General features: G+C 38.4%; 16 protein-coding genes. 10 read left to right on the top strand and 6 right to left on the bottom strand.

What is annotated here, in order from left to right; all coding sequences use genetic code 11:
* Positions 1-11: 11 nt before the first annotated feature.
* Complete coding sequence (ruvA, locus tag L6469_RS06490; protein ID WP_006283032.1) at positions 12-629, bottom strand: Holliday junction branch migration protein RuvA; 618 nt, start codon at positions 627-629, stop codon at positions 12-14.
* Positions 630-849: 220 nt separating this feature from the next.
* Here ruvA and L6469_RS06495 point away from each other — a divergent pair, with 220 nt between their 5' ends.
* On the top strand, positions 850-1,749 hold the full coding sequence (locus L6469_RS06495; protein ID WP_006283033.1) for a diaminopimelate dehydrogenase: 900 nt from the start codon (positions 850-852) through the stop codon (positions 1,747-1,749).
* A gap of 37 nt (positions 1,750-1,786) precedes the next feature.
* Here the strand turns inward: L6469_RS06495 and L6469_RS06500 are convergent, their stop codons facing one another.
* Together L6469_RS06500 and L6469_RS06505 are read right to left on the bottom strand one after the other, a co-directional pair.
* Positions 1,787-2,728 carry a YitT family protein gene (locus tag L6469_RS06500; RefSeq protein WP_006283034.1) on the bottom strand — a complete coding sequence of 314 codons (942 nt, stop codon included), beginning with the start codon at positions 2,726-2,728 and terminating at the stop codon, positions 1,787-1,789.
* A gap of 51 nt (positions 2,729-2,779) precedes the next feature.
* A complete protein-coding gene (locus L6469_RS06505; protein WP_223918682.1) occupies positions 2,780-3,637 on the bottom strand; it encodes a metallophosphoesterase in 858 nt (285 codons plus the stop codon).
* 272 nt (positions 3,638-3,909) lie between these two features.
* Between L6469_RS06505 and L6469_RS06510 the strand changes: the two genes are divergently transcribed.
* The 5 genes from L6469_RS06510 (at position 3,910) to L6469_RS06530 (ending at position 10,143) form a co-directional block, all read left to right on the top strand.
* Positions 3,910-4,305 carry an FMN-binding protein gene (locus L6469_RS06510; RefSeq protein WP_006283036.1) on the top strand — a complete coding sequence of 132 codons (396 nt, stop codon included), beginning with the start codon at positions 3,910-3,912 and terminating at the stop codon, positions 4,303-4,305.
* A 148-nt stretch (positions 4,306-4,453) separates the two neighbouring features.
* Positions 4,454-6,358 carry a 1-deoxy-D-xylulose-5-phosphate synthase gene (gene dxs / locus L6469_RS06515; RefSeq protein WP_006283037.1) on the top strand — a complete coding sequence of 635 codons (1,905 nt, stop codon included), beginning with the start codon at positions 4,454-4,456 and terminating at the stop codon, positions 6,356-6,358.
* Positions 6,355-7,698, top strand: coding sequence for a Trk system potassium transporter TrkA (gene trkA / locus L6469_RS06520; RefSeq protein WP_006283038.1), 1,344 nt, complete (start codon positions 6,355-6,357; stop codon positions 7,696-7,698). The genes dxs and trkA overlap by 4 nt, the downstream gene beginning before the upstream one ends.
* On the top strand, positions 7,695-9,155 hold the full coding sequence (locus L6469_RS06525; RefSeq protein WP_006283039.1) for a TrkH family potassium uptake protein: 1,461 nt from the start codon (positions 7,695-7,697) through the stop codon (positions 9,153-9,155). The genes trkA and L6469_RS06525 overlap by 4 nt, the downstream gene beginning before the upstream one ends.
* A 25-nt stretch (positions 9,156-9,180) precedes the next feature.
* Positions 9,181-10,143: a type I phosphomannose isomerase catalytic subunit gene (locus L6469_RS06530; RefSeq protein WP_006283040.1), complete on the top strand. Its 963-nt coding sequence runs from the start codon at positions 9,181-9,183 to the stop codon at positions 10,141-10,143.
* A 59-nt stretch (positions 10,144-10,202) separates the two neighbouring features.
* On the opposite strand, the gene L6469_RS06535 is transcribed toward L6469_RS06530, so the two are convergent.
* Both L6469_RS06535 and L6469_RS06540 read right to left on the bottom strand, forming a co-directional pair.
* Positions 10,203-11,201 (bottom strand): DUF4435 domain-containing protein, encoded by a 999-nt coding sequence (locus L6469_RS06535; RefSeq protein ID WP_006283041.1) that lies wholly within the window; start codon positions 11,199-11,201, stop codon positions 10,203-10,205.
* 15 nt (positions 11,202-11,216) lie between these two features.
* Entirely contained in the window at positions 11,217-12,035 is an 819-nt protein-coding gene (locus tag L6469_RS06540; protein ID WP_074802854.1) for an AAA family ATPase, read from the bottom strand.
* A 153-nt stretch (positions 12,036-12,188) separates the two neighbouring features.
* Here L6469_RS06540 and L6469_RS06545 point away from each other — a divergent pair, with 153 nt between their 5' ends.
* From L6469_RS06545 to L6469_RS06560, 4 genes are all read left to right on the top strand, one after another.
* Positions 12,189-13,103 (top strand): DMT family transporter, encoded by a 915-nt coding sequence (locus L6469_RS06545; protein ID WP_074802853.1) that lies wholly within the window; start codon positions 12,189-12,191, stop codon positions 13,101-13,103.
* 168 nt (positions 13,104-13,271) lie between these two features.
* Complete coding sequence (locus L6469_RS06550) at positions 13,272-14,558, top strand: O-acetylhomoserine aminocarboxypropyltransferase/cysteine synthase family protein (RefSeq protein WP_006281920.1); 1,287 nt, start codon at positions 13,272-13,274, stop codon at positions 14,556-14,558.
* Positions 14,559-14,600: 42 nt separating this feature from the next.
* A complete protein-coding gene (gene cysK, locus L6469_RS06555) occupies positions 14,601-15,548 on the top strand; it encodes a cysteine synthase A (protein WP_006281921.1) in 948 nt (315 codons plus the stop codon).
* A 125-nt stretch (positions 15,549-15,673) separates the two neighbouring features.
* Positions 15,674-16,546 (top strand): helix-turn-helix domain-containing protein, encoded by an 873-nt coding sequence (locus L6469_RS06560; protein ID WP_006281922.1) that lies wholly within the window; start codon positions 15,674-15,676, stop codon positions 16,544-16,546.
* A gap of 103 nt (positions 16,547-16,649) precedes the next feature.
* Here L6469_RS06560 and nhaD read toward each other — a convergent pair whose 3' ends face one another.
* Entirely contained in the window at positions 16,650-18,005 is a 1,356-nt protein-coding gene (gene nhaD, locus L6469_RS06565; protein WP_006283061.1) for a sodium:proton antiporter NhaD, read from the bottom strand.
* Between the last annotated feature and the right edge of the window lie 89 nt (positions 18,006-18,094).

Here is an 18,094-nt window from a genome sequence, read left to right on the forward strand (position 1 = left end):
CAACACCAAAACTACTTGATTTGCTTAAGCGCTAGCTTAACCACCTGCTCTACCGGCATATCTGGGCTATCTGTCAAGATTGCAGTAACCACCTTAGCACTAGGCGCTGGCGAAAAACCTAACATCGTCAAAGCAGCAACCGCTTCATCTTTGACGTCATTATTGATTATCGCAGTTGCATGACCTGCATTAGAAGGTAATTCGGTAGCTATACCCAAACTGATAATTTTATCTTTCAAATCAACGATAATACGCTGAGCCGTCTTAAGACCAATACCCTTAACACTCTTCAGCATCTTATCATTACCTGAAGAAATAACCGTACAAAGCTCTACCGGTGAGAGTGAAGATAAAATCATACGAGCTGTATTTGCTCCAACGCCAGATACTGTAATCAGTAAACGATACAACTCACGTTCTTGTTTTGTAAAGAAACCATATAAAGTGAAAGAATCATCACGCCCCCCCGCTACTAAAGCCTCGTGAACATATAATTTCACATCTTTTTTACCTTGAATAGCCGAGTACGTATTCAATGATATATTTAAAGCATAACCGACACCGGCGGCTTCTACAACAGCCAAAGCAGGAGTCAGTTCTGTTAATTCTCCTTTGATATATTCAATCATATTTGCAAATATTTTCGCGCGTCTACATAGTATAACGATTAAAGGTGAAGTATATTGCATGATATTACAAGTATTCACAAATACACAGTATATACTAACAATCTGTAAGTTGTTTAATATTTTTAGAAAAAAAAGGCTTCTATTTAACGCTATTTGATAATTAATCATTACTTTTGTTGCCAAAGAAATAGATAAGTCAAACTAAAACAACGTTTTTTATATGAAAAAAATCAGAGCTGCCGTTGTAGGTTACGGCAATATCGGACACTACAGTATTGAAGCACTTGAAGCCGCTAAGGATTTCGAAATCGCAGGTGTTGTTCGTCGTCAAGGTGACAAAGATAAACCAGCGGAATTGGCTGCTTACCCTGTAGTAGATGATATTACAAAATTGGACAATGTAGATGTAGCTATTTTGGCCCTCCCTACACGTTCTTGCCCAGAACAAGCTGCTAAAATCGTAGAATTAGGTATTAATACTGTTGACAGTTTCGATATCCACACTTCTATTCTAGACTACCGCACTAAGCAAATGGAGAACAACAAGAAAACTAACACTGTAAGTGTTATTGCTGCCGGTTGGGATCCAGGATCAGACTCTGTAGTACGTGTTCTCCTTGAAGCACTAGCACCAAAGGGACTAAGCTATACCAACTTTGGTCCAGGTATGTCTATGGGTCACTCTGTATGCGTTCGCAGTAAGGAAGGTGTTAAGAATGCTCTCTCTGTAACAATTCCATTGGGCGAGGGTATCCACCGCCGTATGGTATATGTTGAACTGGAAGAGGGTGCTAAACTAGAGGATGTAACAGCTGCTATCAAGGCAGACCCTTATTTTGCACATGATGAGACCCACGTATTCGCTGTAGAAAGCGTTGACGATGTTCGCGATATGGGTCACGGTGTAAACCTCATTCGTAAGGGTGTCAGCGGTAAAACACAGAACCAACGTTTCGAATTCAATATGAGTATCAACAACCCTGCACTTACTGCACAAGTTCTTGTATGCGTAGCTCGTGCAACTACTCGTTTGCAGCCAGGTTGCTATACTATGCCTGAGATTCCTGTAATCGACTTACTCCCAGGCTCTCGTGAAGAAATCGTTGCTACATTGGTATAAGCGAAATCTTACCTTATTAAATAAAAATCCGCAGGCTTCACTTTGAAGTCTGCGGATTTTTATTTAATTTCTCATTGATTTCATCAAGACTGATCTTCTTACGACCTTTTACCCGATCAAATCCCTGACCATACACACCTATAACTGCGCTTTGAGCTACAAAAGCATTCGGATCTATCTCATCTATCAAATCAAAGATAAATCTCGACTCACTCCGCTTAGCAATACAGAAAATGACCTTAATATCCTTCTTTGACCAAAAGCCATTACCATTCAATGTAGAACAACCACGATCTGCAATTTTATTAATTGCCTCACCTATTTCTTGATACTTATCAGAAATGATAAAAAACTGTACACTCTGCCGCAAAGAGTTGACAATATGGTCAACACAATAAGAGATGATAAATAATAGGACATAACCATAAAGTACCTTCTCCCAATCTCTCAACACCACATAACTGGATGTGATTATGGTCAAATCGCAAAAAAGAATGATATGGCCTAAAGACACATCACGATATTTATGAACCATTGCGGCTATCACATCCGAACCACCAGTGCTACCACCAGCAGAAAGACCAAGACCAACACTGATACCCATAAATACTCCGCCTACCAGACAAGCCATAAATTTTTGATCGGCTAACAGATGAAGTTGAGGATCCATGAGCGACTGAAATATTGAGGAGCCTACAGTAAATATGACAACACCATAGATTGTTTTGGCACAAAAACGCCATCCTAAAACCTTCAAGGCCATCACAATCAAAATGGCATTTAGTATAAAATACGTATTCTGTACTGGAATACCAGTTCCCCAATAAATAATAGAAGCAACACCCATGATGCCCCCCATCGGAATATGATTAGGCAGTAAAAAAAGGTTAAGACCAACTACTCCAATCAACATAGCTATCGTAATTATCAAATAATCACGAATAGCACGATAGATACTTTCTTTTCTTCTCGCTTCCATTGCATAATTTTTGTTATGCAAAATTACAAAAAACATGCAAATAGACAAAAATTAACTCTCTTTTCTTCGCAAAGTTATTACATTTATCTCAGGCCAAGCACCAAAACGAAACGGAACGGTTCCCCCTATTCCCAATGAAACATAAAGCATACTACCACCTTCAGTATATTTACCTCCCCACTCATTATATGCCCATTTTGCTGGTGAAAACTTACCAATTTTTACCTGACCTGCATGAGTATGTCCACTCAGCGTTAGAGCAATATCTGTTTGATGCAACACACCACGACGCCAATGGCTAGGATCATGGCTCAATAAAATTTTGAATGTTCCTTTTTCCAATCCTTCCATTGCACGTTTCAAATCGCCATAATTAGGAAAAGGAGGACGTGAAATATTCTCTACACCTATTAAATAAATAGCAGACTTTCTTTGACCCTCACCCCGAGAAATTGTCACATTCTGATTATTAAGTAATTTCCAACCTATTTTTTCTTCCATATACTGCAGAATATTCTGGTTACGAATAATATTCCCAACACTCTTATCCTCACCATACTCGCAATAATCATGATTTCCCATAACCGAAAAAATGCCATCAGTAGCATGCATTTTGTTCAATGTCTTCATGAAAGGAATAACCTCATTAGCAGATACATTCACTAAATCACCCGTAAAAACTATTATATCCGGTTTCTGCGCATTTACACAGTCTACCAAACGATGAATAAATTTCTGATTTTGAAGAAAAGTTCCAATATGAATATCAGACAACTGAAGTACCCGATATCCATCAAAAACTTTTGGTAGTAATGGCGAAAAGCATTCGGCCCTTCTCACTACTATCCTTCGCCACCCAAAAATAAAACCATAGACAACCAATAGTAGCAGAAATAATACTGACATCATTGCTATGCCAACTCCCCATATCAACCAAACTAACAAAAAGCACATCCCAGGAAAGCCTATTAATAAAAAACTTCCAACAATGAGACGCATAAATGTATTATGACGCAGTTTTATCTTCATGTAATTCTATTTAGGCAATAGCAAATATAGCAATTTTCTAGTAAAACTCATCGTACTACGTTAAACTTTTGCAATTTTAAAACGTCTCTAATACAAAAGTTTAGAAAAAGCAAGTATATTTGCACCCACAAATTATTTAAGGAATACAATTTATGAAAAAAATCAAAGCTTTGACTGCCGCTTGCGTAGTTGCTATGGCTACTATTTTTGTAAGTGCTATGCCTACAGACGGCATCATGACCAAAGAAGGTAAAACAACTATTGTTAATACACAATTACTAGGTAAAAAGGTACGTGGATTCCGCGGAGCTACTCCTCTGAAAATCTATATTGAGAAAAATAAAGTAATAAAAATTGAAGCTCTTAAAAATCAAGAGACTCCAAAATATATGGCTATGGCAAAGAAACTATTAGCCAATTATGAAGGTAAAACTGTTAAGAAAGCTGCCAAAATGGAAGTAGATGGTGTTTCTGGTGCAACTTTTACAAGTAAATCACTTAAGAAAAATGTACAATTAGGCTTGGAATATTATCAGAAAAATAAATAATTTCCATCACTACTATTATATTTATGAAAGGGATTTCCACATGGAAATCCCTTTTTGTTTCTATTCACTTTCTGCTATTTACTTTAAATTTATTTTGCACTCTCCTCTTTTTGAAGTATCTTTGCAACGTTATACGTAGAAACATTTAATGGATAAGAACAAATATAGGCTTTTAAATCAGATCAAATATCCTTCAGACCTTCGCAAGCTGACAATAGAACAGCTTCCTCAGGTTTGTCAGGAACTCCGTGAAGATATTATCGAAGAAGTGTCTGTTAACCCCGGACATTTTGCATCTTCTCTTGGAGTTGTTGAGATAACTGTTGCCTTACATTATGTATTCAATACTCCTGAAGATCGCATTGTATGGGATGTCGGTCATCAGGCTTATGGCCATAAAATCCTTACAGGAAGACGAGAAAAATTCAAGACCAACAGACAGCTTCATGGAATTTGTCCATTCCCTACACCCTTTGAAAGCGAATATGATACATTTACTTGTGGCCACGCATCCAACTCCATATCAGCAGCTCTTGGTATGGCCGTGGCAGCAAAACAGACAGGTAAATCTAATCGTCATGTTGTTGCTGTCATCGGTGATGGCTCTATGAGCGGAGGACTGGCTTTTGAAGGTCTTAACAATGCGTCTTCTACTCCTAACGACATGCTCATCATTTTGAATGATAATGATATGAGTATTGACCGTGCCGTGGGAGGTATGGAAAAATATCTGCTTAATCTAGATACCAATGAAACCTATAATCGCTTACGCTTTAAAGCCAGCCAATGGTTACATGCCAAAGGATATTTAAATGAAGACAGACGTAAAGGAATTATAAGACTCAACAATGCTCTAAAGAGTGCACTTGCTCATCAACAAAATATCTTTGAAGGCATGAATATCCGATACTTTGGACCTTTTGACGGCCATAACATCGAAGAGGTGGTAAGAGTACTTCAGCAAATCAAAGATATGAAAGGGCCAAAGCTCCTCCATCTTCATACTGTTAAGGGTAAAGGATATAAACCTGCCGAGAAATCGGCTACAATATGGCATGCTCCTGGAAAATTTGATCCTAAGACAGGGAAACGAATTCTAGAAGATGATTCGAATACCCCTCCTAAATATCAGATAGTTTTTGGTGAAACCTTATTGGAACTTGCTCAAAAGAATGCAAAGATTGTCGGTGTAACACCGGCTATGCCTACAGGATGCTCTATGAATATCATGCAAAAAGAAATGCCTGATCGCGTGTTCGATGTCGGCATTGCAGAGGGACATGCTGTAACCTTCTCTGGAGGTATGGCCAAAGATGGTTTGCAACCTTTCTGCAATATCTATAGTGCATTTAGCCAACGAGCATATGATAATGTCATTCATGATCTCGCTATACTGAAACTCCCTGTAGTACTTTGTTTAGATCGCGCCGGGTTAGTAGGTCAAGACGGTCCTACCCATCATGGTATATTCGATATTGCTGCGCTTCGCTCCGTACCTAATATTACCATTGCTTCACCTATGGATGAGCATGAACTGCGCAGACTGATGTACACAGCTCAACTACCTAACCAAGGCACCTTTGTTATCAGATATCCTAGAGGGAACAGTGAACACCTTGACTGGAAATGTCCTCTAGAGGAAATCAAGATAGGTACAGGTCGAATCATCCACGATGGTAATGATGTGGCCGTTATTACTTTAGGCCCTATCGGAAACGATGTGGAAAAAGTGATTCAGGAAATTGAATCTGACGAAGAAACCAAAAATATTTCTGTAGCTCATTATGACATCCGATTCGTGAAACCACTCGATAATAATCTGCTAACAGAAATCGGTAAAAAATTTAAACGTATCATCACCATTGAAGACGGTGTAAGAGATGGAGGCATGGGAAGTGCTATATTGGAATGGATGGATGATCATCATTTCACTCCTGAAATCATCAGAATGGGTTTACCAACAGACCATTTCGTAGAACATGGAACGATAGATGAACTACGCGAACTGGTCGGATTAGACAATACAAGCATTAAGCAAGCAATTATACAATGAAAATTATTATAGCTGGCGCTTATGCCATCGGTATACACCTCGCAAAACTATTATCCCGCAACAATGAGGATATTACATTGATGGACGAGGACTTGGATAGATTAAGTCATATCAATGATGAATATGACTTACTGACCATGGAGGCCAATCCAAGCTCTATCGAAGCCATGAAAGAAGCTGGTGTAGAACATGCAGACTTATACATCGGTGTGACACCTGACGAAGCACTGAACTTAAACTGCTGTATCATGGCAAAGGCTCTCGGAGCCAAAAAAACGGTTGCAAAGATTGACAACCCTGAATTTACTGATCCAAAACTACAGGCTTTCTTTGATAATTTAGGTGTAAGTTCTCTGATTTATCCAGAAATGCTTGCGGCTATAGATATCAACAATGGTCTGAAAATGAGCTGGGTACGCCAACGATGGGATGTACACGATGGTGCCCTGGTAATGCTTGTCATCAAACTTCGTGAAGAATGTGAGATTCTGAACGAGCCACTCAAAAACATCTGTGGTCCAAATGATCCTTTCCATATTGTTGCTATCAAACGACAAGGTGAAACTATTATTCCTGGCGGTAATGATGAACTAAAGCTCTTCGATATGGCTTACTTCATGACTACCAAGAATTATATTCCTTATATCCGTACTATCGTTGGCAAAGAACACTATGCTGATGTGAAGAATGTCATGGTGATGGGAGCTGGCCAAACTGCTGTAAGAGCCATCAAGACGATGCCAAACTATATGGGGGTAAAAATCATTGAAATCGACAATCAAAGATGTCAGGAACTCAACAATATTCTTGACGACAATGTACTGGTAATCAATGGAGATGGTCGAGATGTTCCTCTTCTTATCGAAGAAGGTATCAAAAATACTCAAGCCTTTGTGGCACTAACAGGTAATGCTGAGACCAATATCTTAGCATGTCTTACTGCTAAACGTCTTGGTGTGCGAAAAACGGTTGCTATGGTAGAAAATACGGACTATGTAGCCATGGCAGAAAATCTAGATATCGGTACCATTATCAACCGTAAAACTATCGCTGCAAGCCGCATCTACCAGATGATGTTAGATGCAGACGTTATGAATGTAAGATTTTTAGACTCTGCAAATGCCGATGTGGCCGAGTTTATCGTTCAGGAAGGCGCTAAAGTAACCAAACACCCTGTTAAAGATTTAGGAATGCCGATAGGCGTTACTATCGGTGGCCTAGTACGCCAAGGTGAGGGTATGCTTGTTTCGGGTAATACACAGATTATGCCAGGAGACTCTGTCATGGTATTTTGTCATAATATCAATATGAAGAAGATCGAAAAATATTTCATTTCATGATCAACTGGAAAATTATATATAAGGTCATAGGACAGTTGCTTTTTCTAGAAGCAACCTTAATGTTCTACTGCACGATCTTATCCTTTTGCTATCGTGAAGACGACTCTCTTGCTTTTGTTGTTTCTACGATTACTACAGTATTAGCAGGATTTATCCTAAAGATTTTAGGCAGAAAAGAAGCATCCAACAACTTATCAAGAAGAGAAGCTTATCTGGTTGTGGCTCTTACTTGGGTTGTTTTTAGTCTTTTTGGCACCCTACCATTTATGATTAGTGGTTACATTGCTAATTTTACAGATGCTTATTTCGAGACGATGTCTGGATTTACTACAACAGGAGCAACCATCATTGACTCCGTAGAGATACTGCCACATGGTCTGCTATTCTGGCGGTCGCTAAGTCAATGGATAGGAGGTTTAGGTATTGTTTTCTTCACCATAGCCTTACTCCCTTCACTTGTGGGAGGAAACGTAAGAATCTTTGCTGCAGAAGCTACGGGACCGATTAAATCAAAATTGCATCCTCGACTATCTACCAGTGCTAAATGGATTTGGTTAGTCTACATTATCTTGACCATCGGATGCACATTAGGCTATTACATCGGCGGAATGAATGTTTTCGACAGTATCAATTACGCCATGACAACAACAGCTACCGGTGGTTTTGCTACTCATGACACCAGTATTGAATTTTTCAATTCTAAGACTATAGAGTACGTCTGTATCATATTCACGTTCTTATCAGGAACAAACTTTACCTTACTCTACTTTTCTCTTTCTAAGTTGAGATTCAAGGAACTATGGAAAAATTCAGAATTCAGACTATATTTATTCTCCATCCTGTTTTTTTCAACATTCATTGCGGTAGAACTGATTATTAGAAATCATTATCATCTTGAATATGCTATACGTTGTGGACTTTTCCAAGTGGTGTCATTTATAACAACAACAGGTCTATTCAACGATAATGCAGGTACATGGCCGCATGTTACCTGGATAGCTCTAGCCGTATGTATGTTCTTAGGTGGATCTTCCGGAAGTACTGCCGGTGGTTTCAAGAGCATTCGTGGTGTCATGATACTCAAGATTATCCGCAACGAACTCAAGCAGATACTCCATCCTAATGCCGTACTACCACTAAAAGTTGATGGAACAAATGTTCCCAATCAAAAACGCGTAACGTTATTAGCCTATCTGGCAACTTATATTATTCTTTTCATGATATCATCCTTTGTAATGACAGCTGCGGGTATCGACTATGTGAACTCCACAACTATTACATTGAGTGCTATTGGCAATGTGGGACCTTCGCTTGGAATGCCTATTGGACCAACCATGAGTTGGAGCAGCCTACCAGACTTTGCAAAATGGATATGCTCACTCATGATGCTTGTAGGACGTCTAGAAATATTCACCGTATTGGTTATTTTCACACCACAATTCTGGAGAGGTCGCTAAAAAAAACCTAAATAAAATATACGAAATGAAACCATTAAAATTTTCTCCCCTTTTGAAATCAACCCTTTGGGGTGGTGACAAAATCATTCCCTTCAAACACCTTGACTGTAATCAAAAAGACGTTGGTGAAAGTTGGGAAATTTCAGGTGTCAAGGATAACGAATCTATCGTTTCTGCTGGGGAATATCAAGGAGTAAAACTCAACGATGTTGTTGCCCAATTAAAAGACAAATTATTGGGCAAAGAAAATTATGCTCGCTTTGGCAATGAATTTCCACTTTTAATTAAATTTATCGATGCTCGTCAACAGCTATCCATTCAAGTTCATCCTTCTGACGAAATCGCAAAGCGCCAAGGCAAGGAACGTGGAAAAACAGAGATGTGGTACATTATGGATGGTGAACCTGACGCAAAACTGAGAAGTGGTCTGAAAAATAAGATTACTCCAGAGGAATATAAGGAAATGGTAGATAACGACACGATTACAGATGCTATCGCTGAGTATCAAGTGAAGGAAGGAGACTGTTTCTTTTTGCCTGCAGGACGCATTCACAGTATTGGTGCAGGATGCTTCTTAGCAGAAATACAGCAGACTAGTGATGTTACCTATCGTATCTATGACTTCAAACGTAAAGACAAAAATGGCAACTATCGTCAACTTCACACCCAACAAGCTGCAGAATGTATCGATTATCATGTAGAGAGCAACTACCGAACTGAATATACACCGGAGAAAAATAAAGGCGTAAATATGGTAAACTGTCCATTCTTCACTACCTCTGTATATGATTTGGATGAGCCGATGACTCTTGATTATTCTGAACTTGACAGTTTTGTTATTCTTATAGGCATTAAGGGTGAAGGTATCCTAAAGGATAACGAAGGCAATGAGGTAACTCTGCGTGAAGGAGAATCAATTCTCTACCCTGCTACAACAGAAACGATTACTGTTAGCGGAACAATTAAATTTCTTGAAACTTATATCTAATTATAATAAGATGCAACAAAAAGTCGATTGGTCCATTGACCAGTCGACTTTTTATTTTATCAAGAGGTTTCTTCTATATATTTTGCCAAATCATTAACAATTTGTTTATATTGAGGAGCAAAAACAAAGCCTAAGTTTTTTTTCAACATGGCCTTTATCGGCAGCACACTATTCTCATAACACGTCATCTCTGTCTCCTTCTGTGCACTGTGTATGCTCTGCTCATCAATTTCTCGTAAACGCTGCTCCACCAAATGACTACATATTTTATTTAATAATGGAGAAGTAAACTTATCAAATAAATGATGACCTTGTATATAAAGATATGTATTTTCGGGTGAAACTCCCAAATTACGTAAACGCTCTTCCGTTAACTTCCACTGTCCTGCCACATCCGGATAATTTTGTTCTAAGACATGTACACGAGCACGGACTTTCTCCTCCAAACGATCTAAAAGACTCCATGGATTCTTGTTATGCAGATGCCTCATCTCTATTACACTATTAAAGTCTGACATCGTAAATGCATTAAAATAAGAGCTACAAGCCAACGAAATATTCCATACAAACAACGGATAGATAATTTTGGAAAAACGAGAAAAATAATCGACAAAATCAAAATCCAGTGAATCGTTAAGCGTTACTGCCACACACACATTATGAAGTGATGGAGCATAGCACTGAAAATTTTCTATCGCATAAACATAAGTATGAAAAATATAGGGACTATCTAGCATTTCGCGAGAAGACTGGGTATATCCCGATTTCAGATAATCATAGTCTGCATCAACACAAGCTATCATATCTTTACCTAATCCCTTTTTCATATTTGTAATCGCTGCTTTTTTGCCTCGCTCAAGCGTATTATCTCGAGTAGGAAGCATCACTTCAAAATATCGAGTTTCATCTTCAAACTGACTAAGAATAGTCCGCCAGAAATATACATCATCATAACTTTCTACATAGGCAACAATTCTCCGACGAGCTGACTTGGAAGTCAACTGATTAGCTGCCTCTATATACTTTGAAGTAATATTATCCACTAACCGACTGCCCATACGCAGAACCTCCACCTAATTAATTGTAATATCAGTTACTTCTGTCACCTTGTCTGCCCATCCGTTCATGACAACAGCCGGACTATGTGTAGTCATGATTAACTGCACATTCGGATTCAACTTCATAACCAACTCAATCAAACGTTTCTGCCACTCAAAATGAAGGCTTACCTCTGGCTCATCCATAAAAAGCACGTATGGATTATTATCTTCAACCAAAACAGTTAACAAAATAGCTAACATCTGCTTTTCACCACTAGATAACTGATAAGGTTCCAAGAGTTCACCGAGTTGAGAGAATTTTATTTCATTCTCTGTACGAACAATTTTCTTGCCGGTTTCTTTAAACAAATCATCTATCATATCCTGGAAAAGCTTTTTCGGTGCACTTAAAGCCTGAGCTTGTTCTGCAGCATCCGGTTGTCCACTCTGTAATACTTGAATGATACGATTACCGATATTTACTTGATAATCCAGATACTTACGCTGTAACTGAAAAATCTGCCAATCCATCTCCGTCGCCATAGACAGATCTATCTTACTAATAGTTTCCAAATTTAATAAGGGACGATCAAACGAGCGAATCACATCATAACGAATCCATTTTGCATCAACAGGACTCACTTTAAGATGAACACCCTTAAGCATATGACTAGGAAACTCACCTCCATAACTTAAGCCCTTGATAACCTTAGTCAAAATAGTACTCTTACCGACACCATTTACTCCACTCAGAATATTTACCTGTCGATCAAGGTTCCACAAAATATGCTTCGTTCCACTCCAGAGCGAATCAATCTCAATTTGCTGTATGTAATCAGCGTACTTTAGCATAGTCTCTTTGTTTTGTTCTCATGCAAACATACACATTTTTTCTGACTTGCAAAATGTATTTCTCTGAAAAAATGCAAACATTATTCCGCTATAGCCCATCTTTTTAGTACCTTTGCAGCAGATTTTAAGGTAAAAAAGATAAATAACATTTAGATGACAAACAATAAAGCGTTAACTGCTCATTTAAGTATGTTTGGTGCAGAAGTCTTCTGGGGACTCATGGCACCATTAGCCAAAGATGCAATGACCCATGGTCTAGATGGTATAGACATGGTATCATTCAGAGTTTTAGGCGGATGTATTCTATTTTGGATAGCTTCCATTTTTGCGCCAAAAGAAAATGTACCTTGGAAAGACAAACTTATGTTTGCTGGTGCAGCTATATTCGGTTTAGTTTGCAATCAGTGTTGCTACACGATCGGCTTAAGCATCACCTCACCTATGAATGCCAGCATCATGACTACATCCATGCCTATCTTTGCCATGATACTCTCGTTTTTCATTCTTAAAGAGCCAATAACTTGGAAAAAAACAGTAGGAGTAATTCTAGGATGTAGTGGTGCTCTTATTCTCATCACTTCTAGTGCAACCGCTATCAATACTAAAGTAGGTGACACCAGAGGTGACTTATTATGTCTTGCAGCCCAACTGTCATTTGCATTGTACCTAGCGCTATTCAGCCCTATTATAAAAAGATACTCGGTATTTACCATTAATAAATGGATGTTCCTATGGGCTTCATTCCTATTATTACCATTTACAGCAAACCATGTATCACAAATAGAATGGAGTACTACTCCACTACAAACTTGGCTTGAAGCTGGCTATGTGGTATTTTTCGGTACCTTTATCGGTTATATACTAACAATGATAGGACAGCGTGTTCTACGTCCTACTGTCGTAAGTATATACAACTATATCCAACCAATTGTCTCTGTAGCTGTAAGCATCTGCATGGGACTTGGATTGTTCACTATTTTCCAAGGATTAGCAATCATCCTCGTATTTTCTGGAGTATGGCTAGTCATCAAATCTAAGTCGAAAAAAGACATCGAAAAAGCAGAATAACGCTCAATAATCCCTATGAAATAAGGCATTTTATACCAAATACCACAAATATGGTATATAGAATGCCTTTTTTGTGCTATTGTCCTACTCTATTTTTTGCCTTATCTTTGCAATCGTAAAATAAAACTAGAAATTAAAGAATAAAAAAATAAAAGAAAGGACTAGATTATGAGCAACGAAAAGAAACTTCACTTCGAGACACTTCAACTTCACGTAGGCCAGGAACAGGCAGATCCAACAACTGACTCACGTGCAGTGCCAATCTACCAAACTACCTCTTATGTTTTTCATAGTGCTCAGCATGCTTCAGACCGTTTCCATCTGAAAGATGCAGGTAATATTTATGGTCGTCTAACAAACACAACACAAGGTGTCTTCGAAGAGCGAGTAGCTGCTCTAGAAGGTGGTGTTGGAGCTTTAGCTGTAGCTTCTGGAGCAGCAGCCGTAACCTATGCAATTACCAACCTGGCATTCGCTGGTGACCATGTAGTAGCAACTAAGACTATTTATGGTGGTACATATAATCTTCTCAAGCACACATTAACTAGATATGGTATCGAAACAACTTTCGTAGACCCAGATAACTATGATGAGTTAGAAGCTGCTATCAAGCCAAATACCAAATTAGTATTCATTGAGACATTAGGTAATCCAAACTCAAATATCTCAGACATCGAGCGAACTGCAGAAATCGCTCACAAGAACGGAATTCCTGTTGTTATCGATAACACCTTTGGTACACCTTTTTTAATTAGACCATTGGAACACGGAGCTGATATCGTTGTACACTCTGCTACTAAGTTTATAGGTGGTCATGGTACATCTCTCGGTGGTGTTATCGTAGATGGTGGTAAATTCGATTGGTTCCAGAATGACAAATTCCCAGGTTTTACACAGCCTGACGCTTCATACTATGGCTTAAAATTCGGTGAACTTCCTGCTCCATTCGCAACACGTGTTCGCGCATTATTGCTCCGTGATGAAGGTGCAAGTATTTCTCCATTTAATGCATGGGTATTACTTCAAGGCCTTGAGACACTATCTCTTCGTGTAGAACGCCATATCTTCAACACCAAGAAGATTATCGAATATCTACAATCTCAACCATTAGTTAAGAAAATTAATCACCCTTCATTGGAAAGTCATCCAAATCATGACTTGTACAACCGCTACTTCCCAGAAGGTGCAGGTTCAATCTTTACATTCGAAATCGAAGGTGGTCAACAAAAGGCATGGGATTTCATTGATAGTCTTAAAATCTTCTCTAATCTTGCTAACGTTGCTGATGTGAAATCTCTTATTGTTCATCCAAAGAGCACAACTCACTCTGAGCTTAGCGAGGAAGAAGCAAATGAACAGGGTATCTTTGACGGAACAATCCGTTTGAGTATCGGTACCGAACATTACGAAGACCTCATAGAAGATCTCGATCAGGCTTTCAAGGCTATTCAATAATTCAACATAAATAATAGAGAAAAAATTATAATAGTTACAACTATGGCAAAGATATATAAGCAAATAACCGACTTGGTCGGTAATACTCCACTTGTAGAACTGAGCAAATATTCATCACTAAAAGGAGTAACAACACCTATCATCGCAAAGGTAGAATCTTTCAACCCTGGTGGAAGTGTTAAAGATCGTATTGCCTTCGCTATGATTGAGGATGCCGAACAAAAAGGCTTACTGAAACCAGGAGCAACGATTATCGAACCGACTAGCGGTAATACCGGTGTAGGTTTGGCTCTTGTATCTGCAGTGAAAGGCTATCACCTCATTCTTACTATGCCAGAAACTATGAGCATCGAACGCAGAAATTTGGTAAAGGCCTATGGTGCAGAGGTAAGACTCACTAAAGGTAGTGACGGTATGCCTGGAGCTATCAAGGCTGCTGAAGAATTGAGAGATTCGATCCCAGGAAGTATCATCCTAGGCCAATTTGTTAACCCAGCTAACCCTGCTAAGCACTATGCTACTACAGGTCCTGAAATTTGGGCTGACACAGATGGCGAAATTGATATCTTTGTAGCAGGTGTTGGTACCGGTGGAACAATTTCTGGTATTGCAAAATACTTGAAGGAAAAGAATCCAAATATCAAAGTCATTGCTGTAGAACCAGCAACTTCTCCAGTACTGAATGGTGGTAAAAGTGGTCCTCACAAGATTCAAGGTATAGGTGCAGGATTCGTTCCAAAAACGTATAGCGGTGAATATGTTGACGAAGTTCTCGATATAGACAATGATGCAGCTATTCTCGCAGGAAGACAGTTGGCACAGACAGAAGGTCTATTGGTGGGTATTTCTTCTGGTGCAGCAGCTTACGGTGCTATCGAAGTAGCTAAACGCCCAGAAAACGCAGGTAAAAAGATCGTCGCTCTTCTTCCTGATACAGGTGAACGCTATCTCTCAACTGTACTCTTTGCATTTGAAGAATATCCTCTTTAAGCAAATCATTTAAAAATTAATCATAAATTAAACGGGCTTTAATCAGAAAGTCCGTTTTTTTTTTTATCTTTGTACCATCTTTATTATACAAATAAATACAAAAGTTTAGCTAAAAATCGTCTGACATGCAAATAAGCAAATATCTTGTTGCAAACACAAGAGACGCCTTATGGGGTCTTACTGTGAGTACCACCGGTTTCGAGGACATCACTCCAAAAGACGCATACCCAACAAAAGGACATGCTGACGGCTACTATTTCGACATCAGTAAGGGAAGAGAACTCAATGAATACCAACTTCTTTATATCGCCGAAGGGGAAGGTATATTTCAATCTTCACATATTCCTGAAACAATAATCCGCGCAGGTGACATTTTTCTTCTATTTCCAGGGGAATGGCATACCTATCATCCTACTAAAGGATGGAAAAGTTATTGGATAGGATTCAAGGGTAAGAATATAGACGATCGAGTGAAAGAAAAATTCTTATCACCTGAGAAACCCATCTATCACATCGGATATAGTAGTGATATTATCCACCTATACGAAGAGGCATACAAAACAGCTCAGGAAGAAGCTGCTTACTCACAACAGACACTAGCAGGTATCGTAAACCATATTATAGGTTTAATGTATTCTTTGGAAAGAAACATTATCCTTAATAAAAATCGTAATCATGTGGATATGATTAATCAGGCTAGACTTCGAATCAGAGAAGCTTTAGAAGACGACTTAACTATTCAGCAAATTGCTGAGGAAATGGGTGTTAGTTACAGTAACTTCAGAAAGCTATTCAAAGAGTTTACAGGTATTTCACCTTCACTCTACCAACAGGATCTAAAACTGCAAAGAGCAAAGGAGTTATTATCTACGACAAACCTGAGTATCAAGGAAATAGCTTATCGCCTCAATTTTGAATCGCCCGATTACTTCTCTTCTAAGTTTAAAATTAAAACAAATCTTAAGCCTAGCGAATACCGGTCGAAGATGAAGTATTAACTAATTATATAATAGACGTAAAAAGGTTGCCTTCTTAATTGAGAAGGCAACCTTTTTACGTCTATTATATTAAATATGGAATTAACCCACAAATAATCTTTCTTTAGAAAATAAAGGTACGAAGCAACCAATAACTGATAATACCTGCGATATAACCCACAAAAGCTATCCAACTGATATGCTTCATATACCAGCCAAAACTGATTTTTTCAAGGCCCATCACAACGACACCCGCAGCACTACCAATAATCAGCATACTACCACCCACACCTGCACAGTAACCAAGCAACTGCCAGAAGATACCATCAACAGCCATATCACCAGTAGGCTGAACAGGATACATACCCATACAGCCGGCAACTAATGGTACATTATCAACAATACTTGAAAGTACACCTATAATACCTGTTACAGCATAATGGTTACCTTCAAATGCAATATTAAGACTTTGACCCAACAAAGTTAATGCACCAATCTGTTCCAAACAAGATACTGCCATCAAAATACCTAAGAAAAATAAGATGGTAGTCATATCAACACGAGACAATAAATTACTTACACGCTTTTGGAAAGAAATCTGATCATTATGACGATGCAAATTACGATAGAAAATCTCTGTAACAGTCCAAAGTAAACCTAATACTAGCAAAATACCAACAAATGGAGGTAGATGAGTAAGCGTCTTAAAAACAGGAACAAACATTAAACCACCAACACCGAGTAAGAATATAACTTTACGCTGAGTACCCGAGAACTCAAGCACCTGAGTCTGTGCATCTGACTCATACATGACATTATTAGGGGCTTCTAGTTCACCTTTTAATTGAGACTGAAGAATCAAAGCTGGAATGACAGCAGAAACGATAGAAGGGAATATTACCTCCTTAATTACACCTGCTGCAGTAACTAGTCCCTTATTCCATAACATAATAGTTGTTACATCTCCGATTGGAGAGAATGCACCACCACTATTGGCAGCTATGATTACCATTGAAGCAAATATAATACGATCCTTACGATTTTCTACCAATTTACGTAAAATCATAACCATTACGATACTCGTTGTCAGATTATCCAAGATAGCAGAAAGGATAAAAGTCAAAACTGTAATACGCCACAGAAGTTTACGCTTACTCTTTGTTACCATAACTTCACGTACCCAGTCGAAGCCCCCATTTTGATCGACTATTTCGACAATAGTCATAGCCCCCATCAAGAAGAATAATGTAGTAGAAGTACTACCTAAATGCTTCTCTATAATATCACTTACCGCTTGTGGAATTAAATTATCAGCAACTCCAGAAATATAGCTACCTGGATCTACCATGAAAAGAGTCCAACAAGCCACAAACATAAGTAAAGCAATGGCAGCCTTGTTAACTTTTGTAACACTCTCAAGAGCAATACAAAGATAACCTGCTACAAATACGACCACAATTAAAATGGTTAAAGTTGACATATCAAAAATAATTTATAGATTTGTTTTATAATTCATGCAAAGGTAACAATAAATCTCAAAACTTTTAGATTTAAAATCAAATAATCGTG

The organism is Segatella baroniae B14, from assembly GCF_022024235.1.
Taxonomy (GTDB): Bacteria; Bacteroidota; Bacteroidia; order Bacteroidales; family Bacteroidaceae; genus Prevotella; species Prevotella bryantii.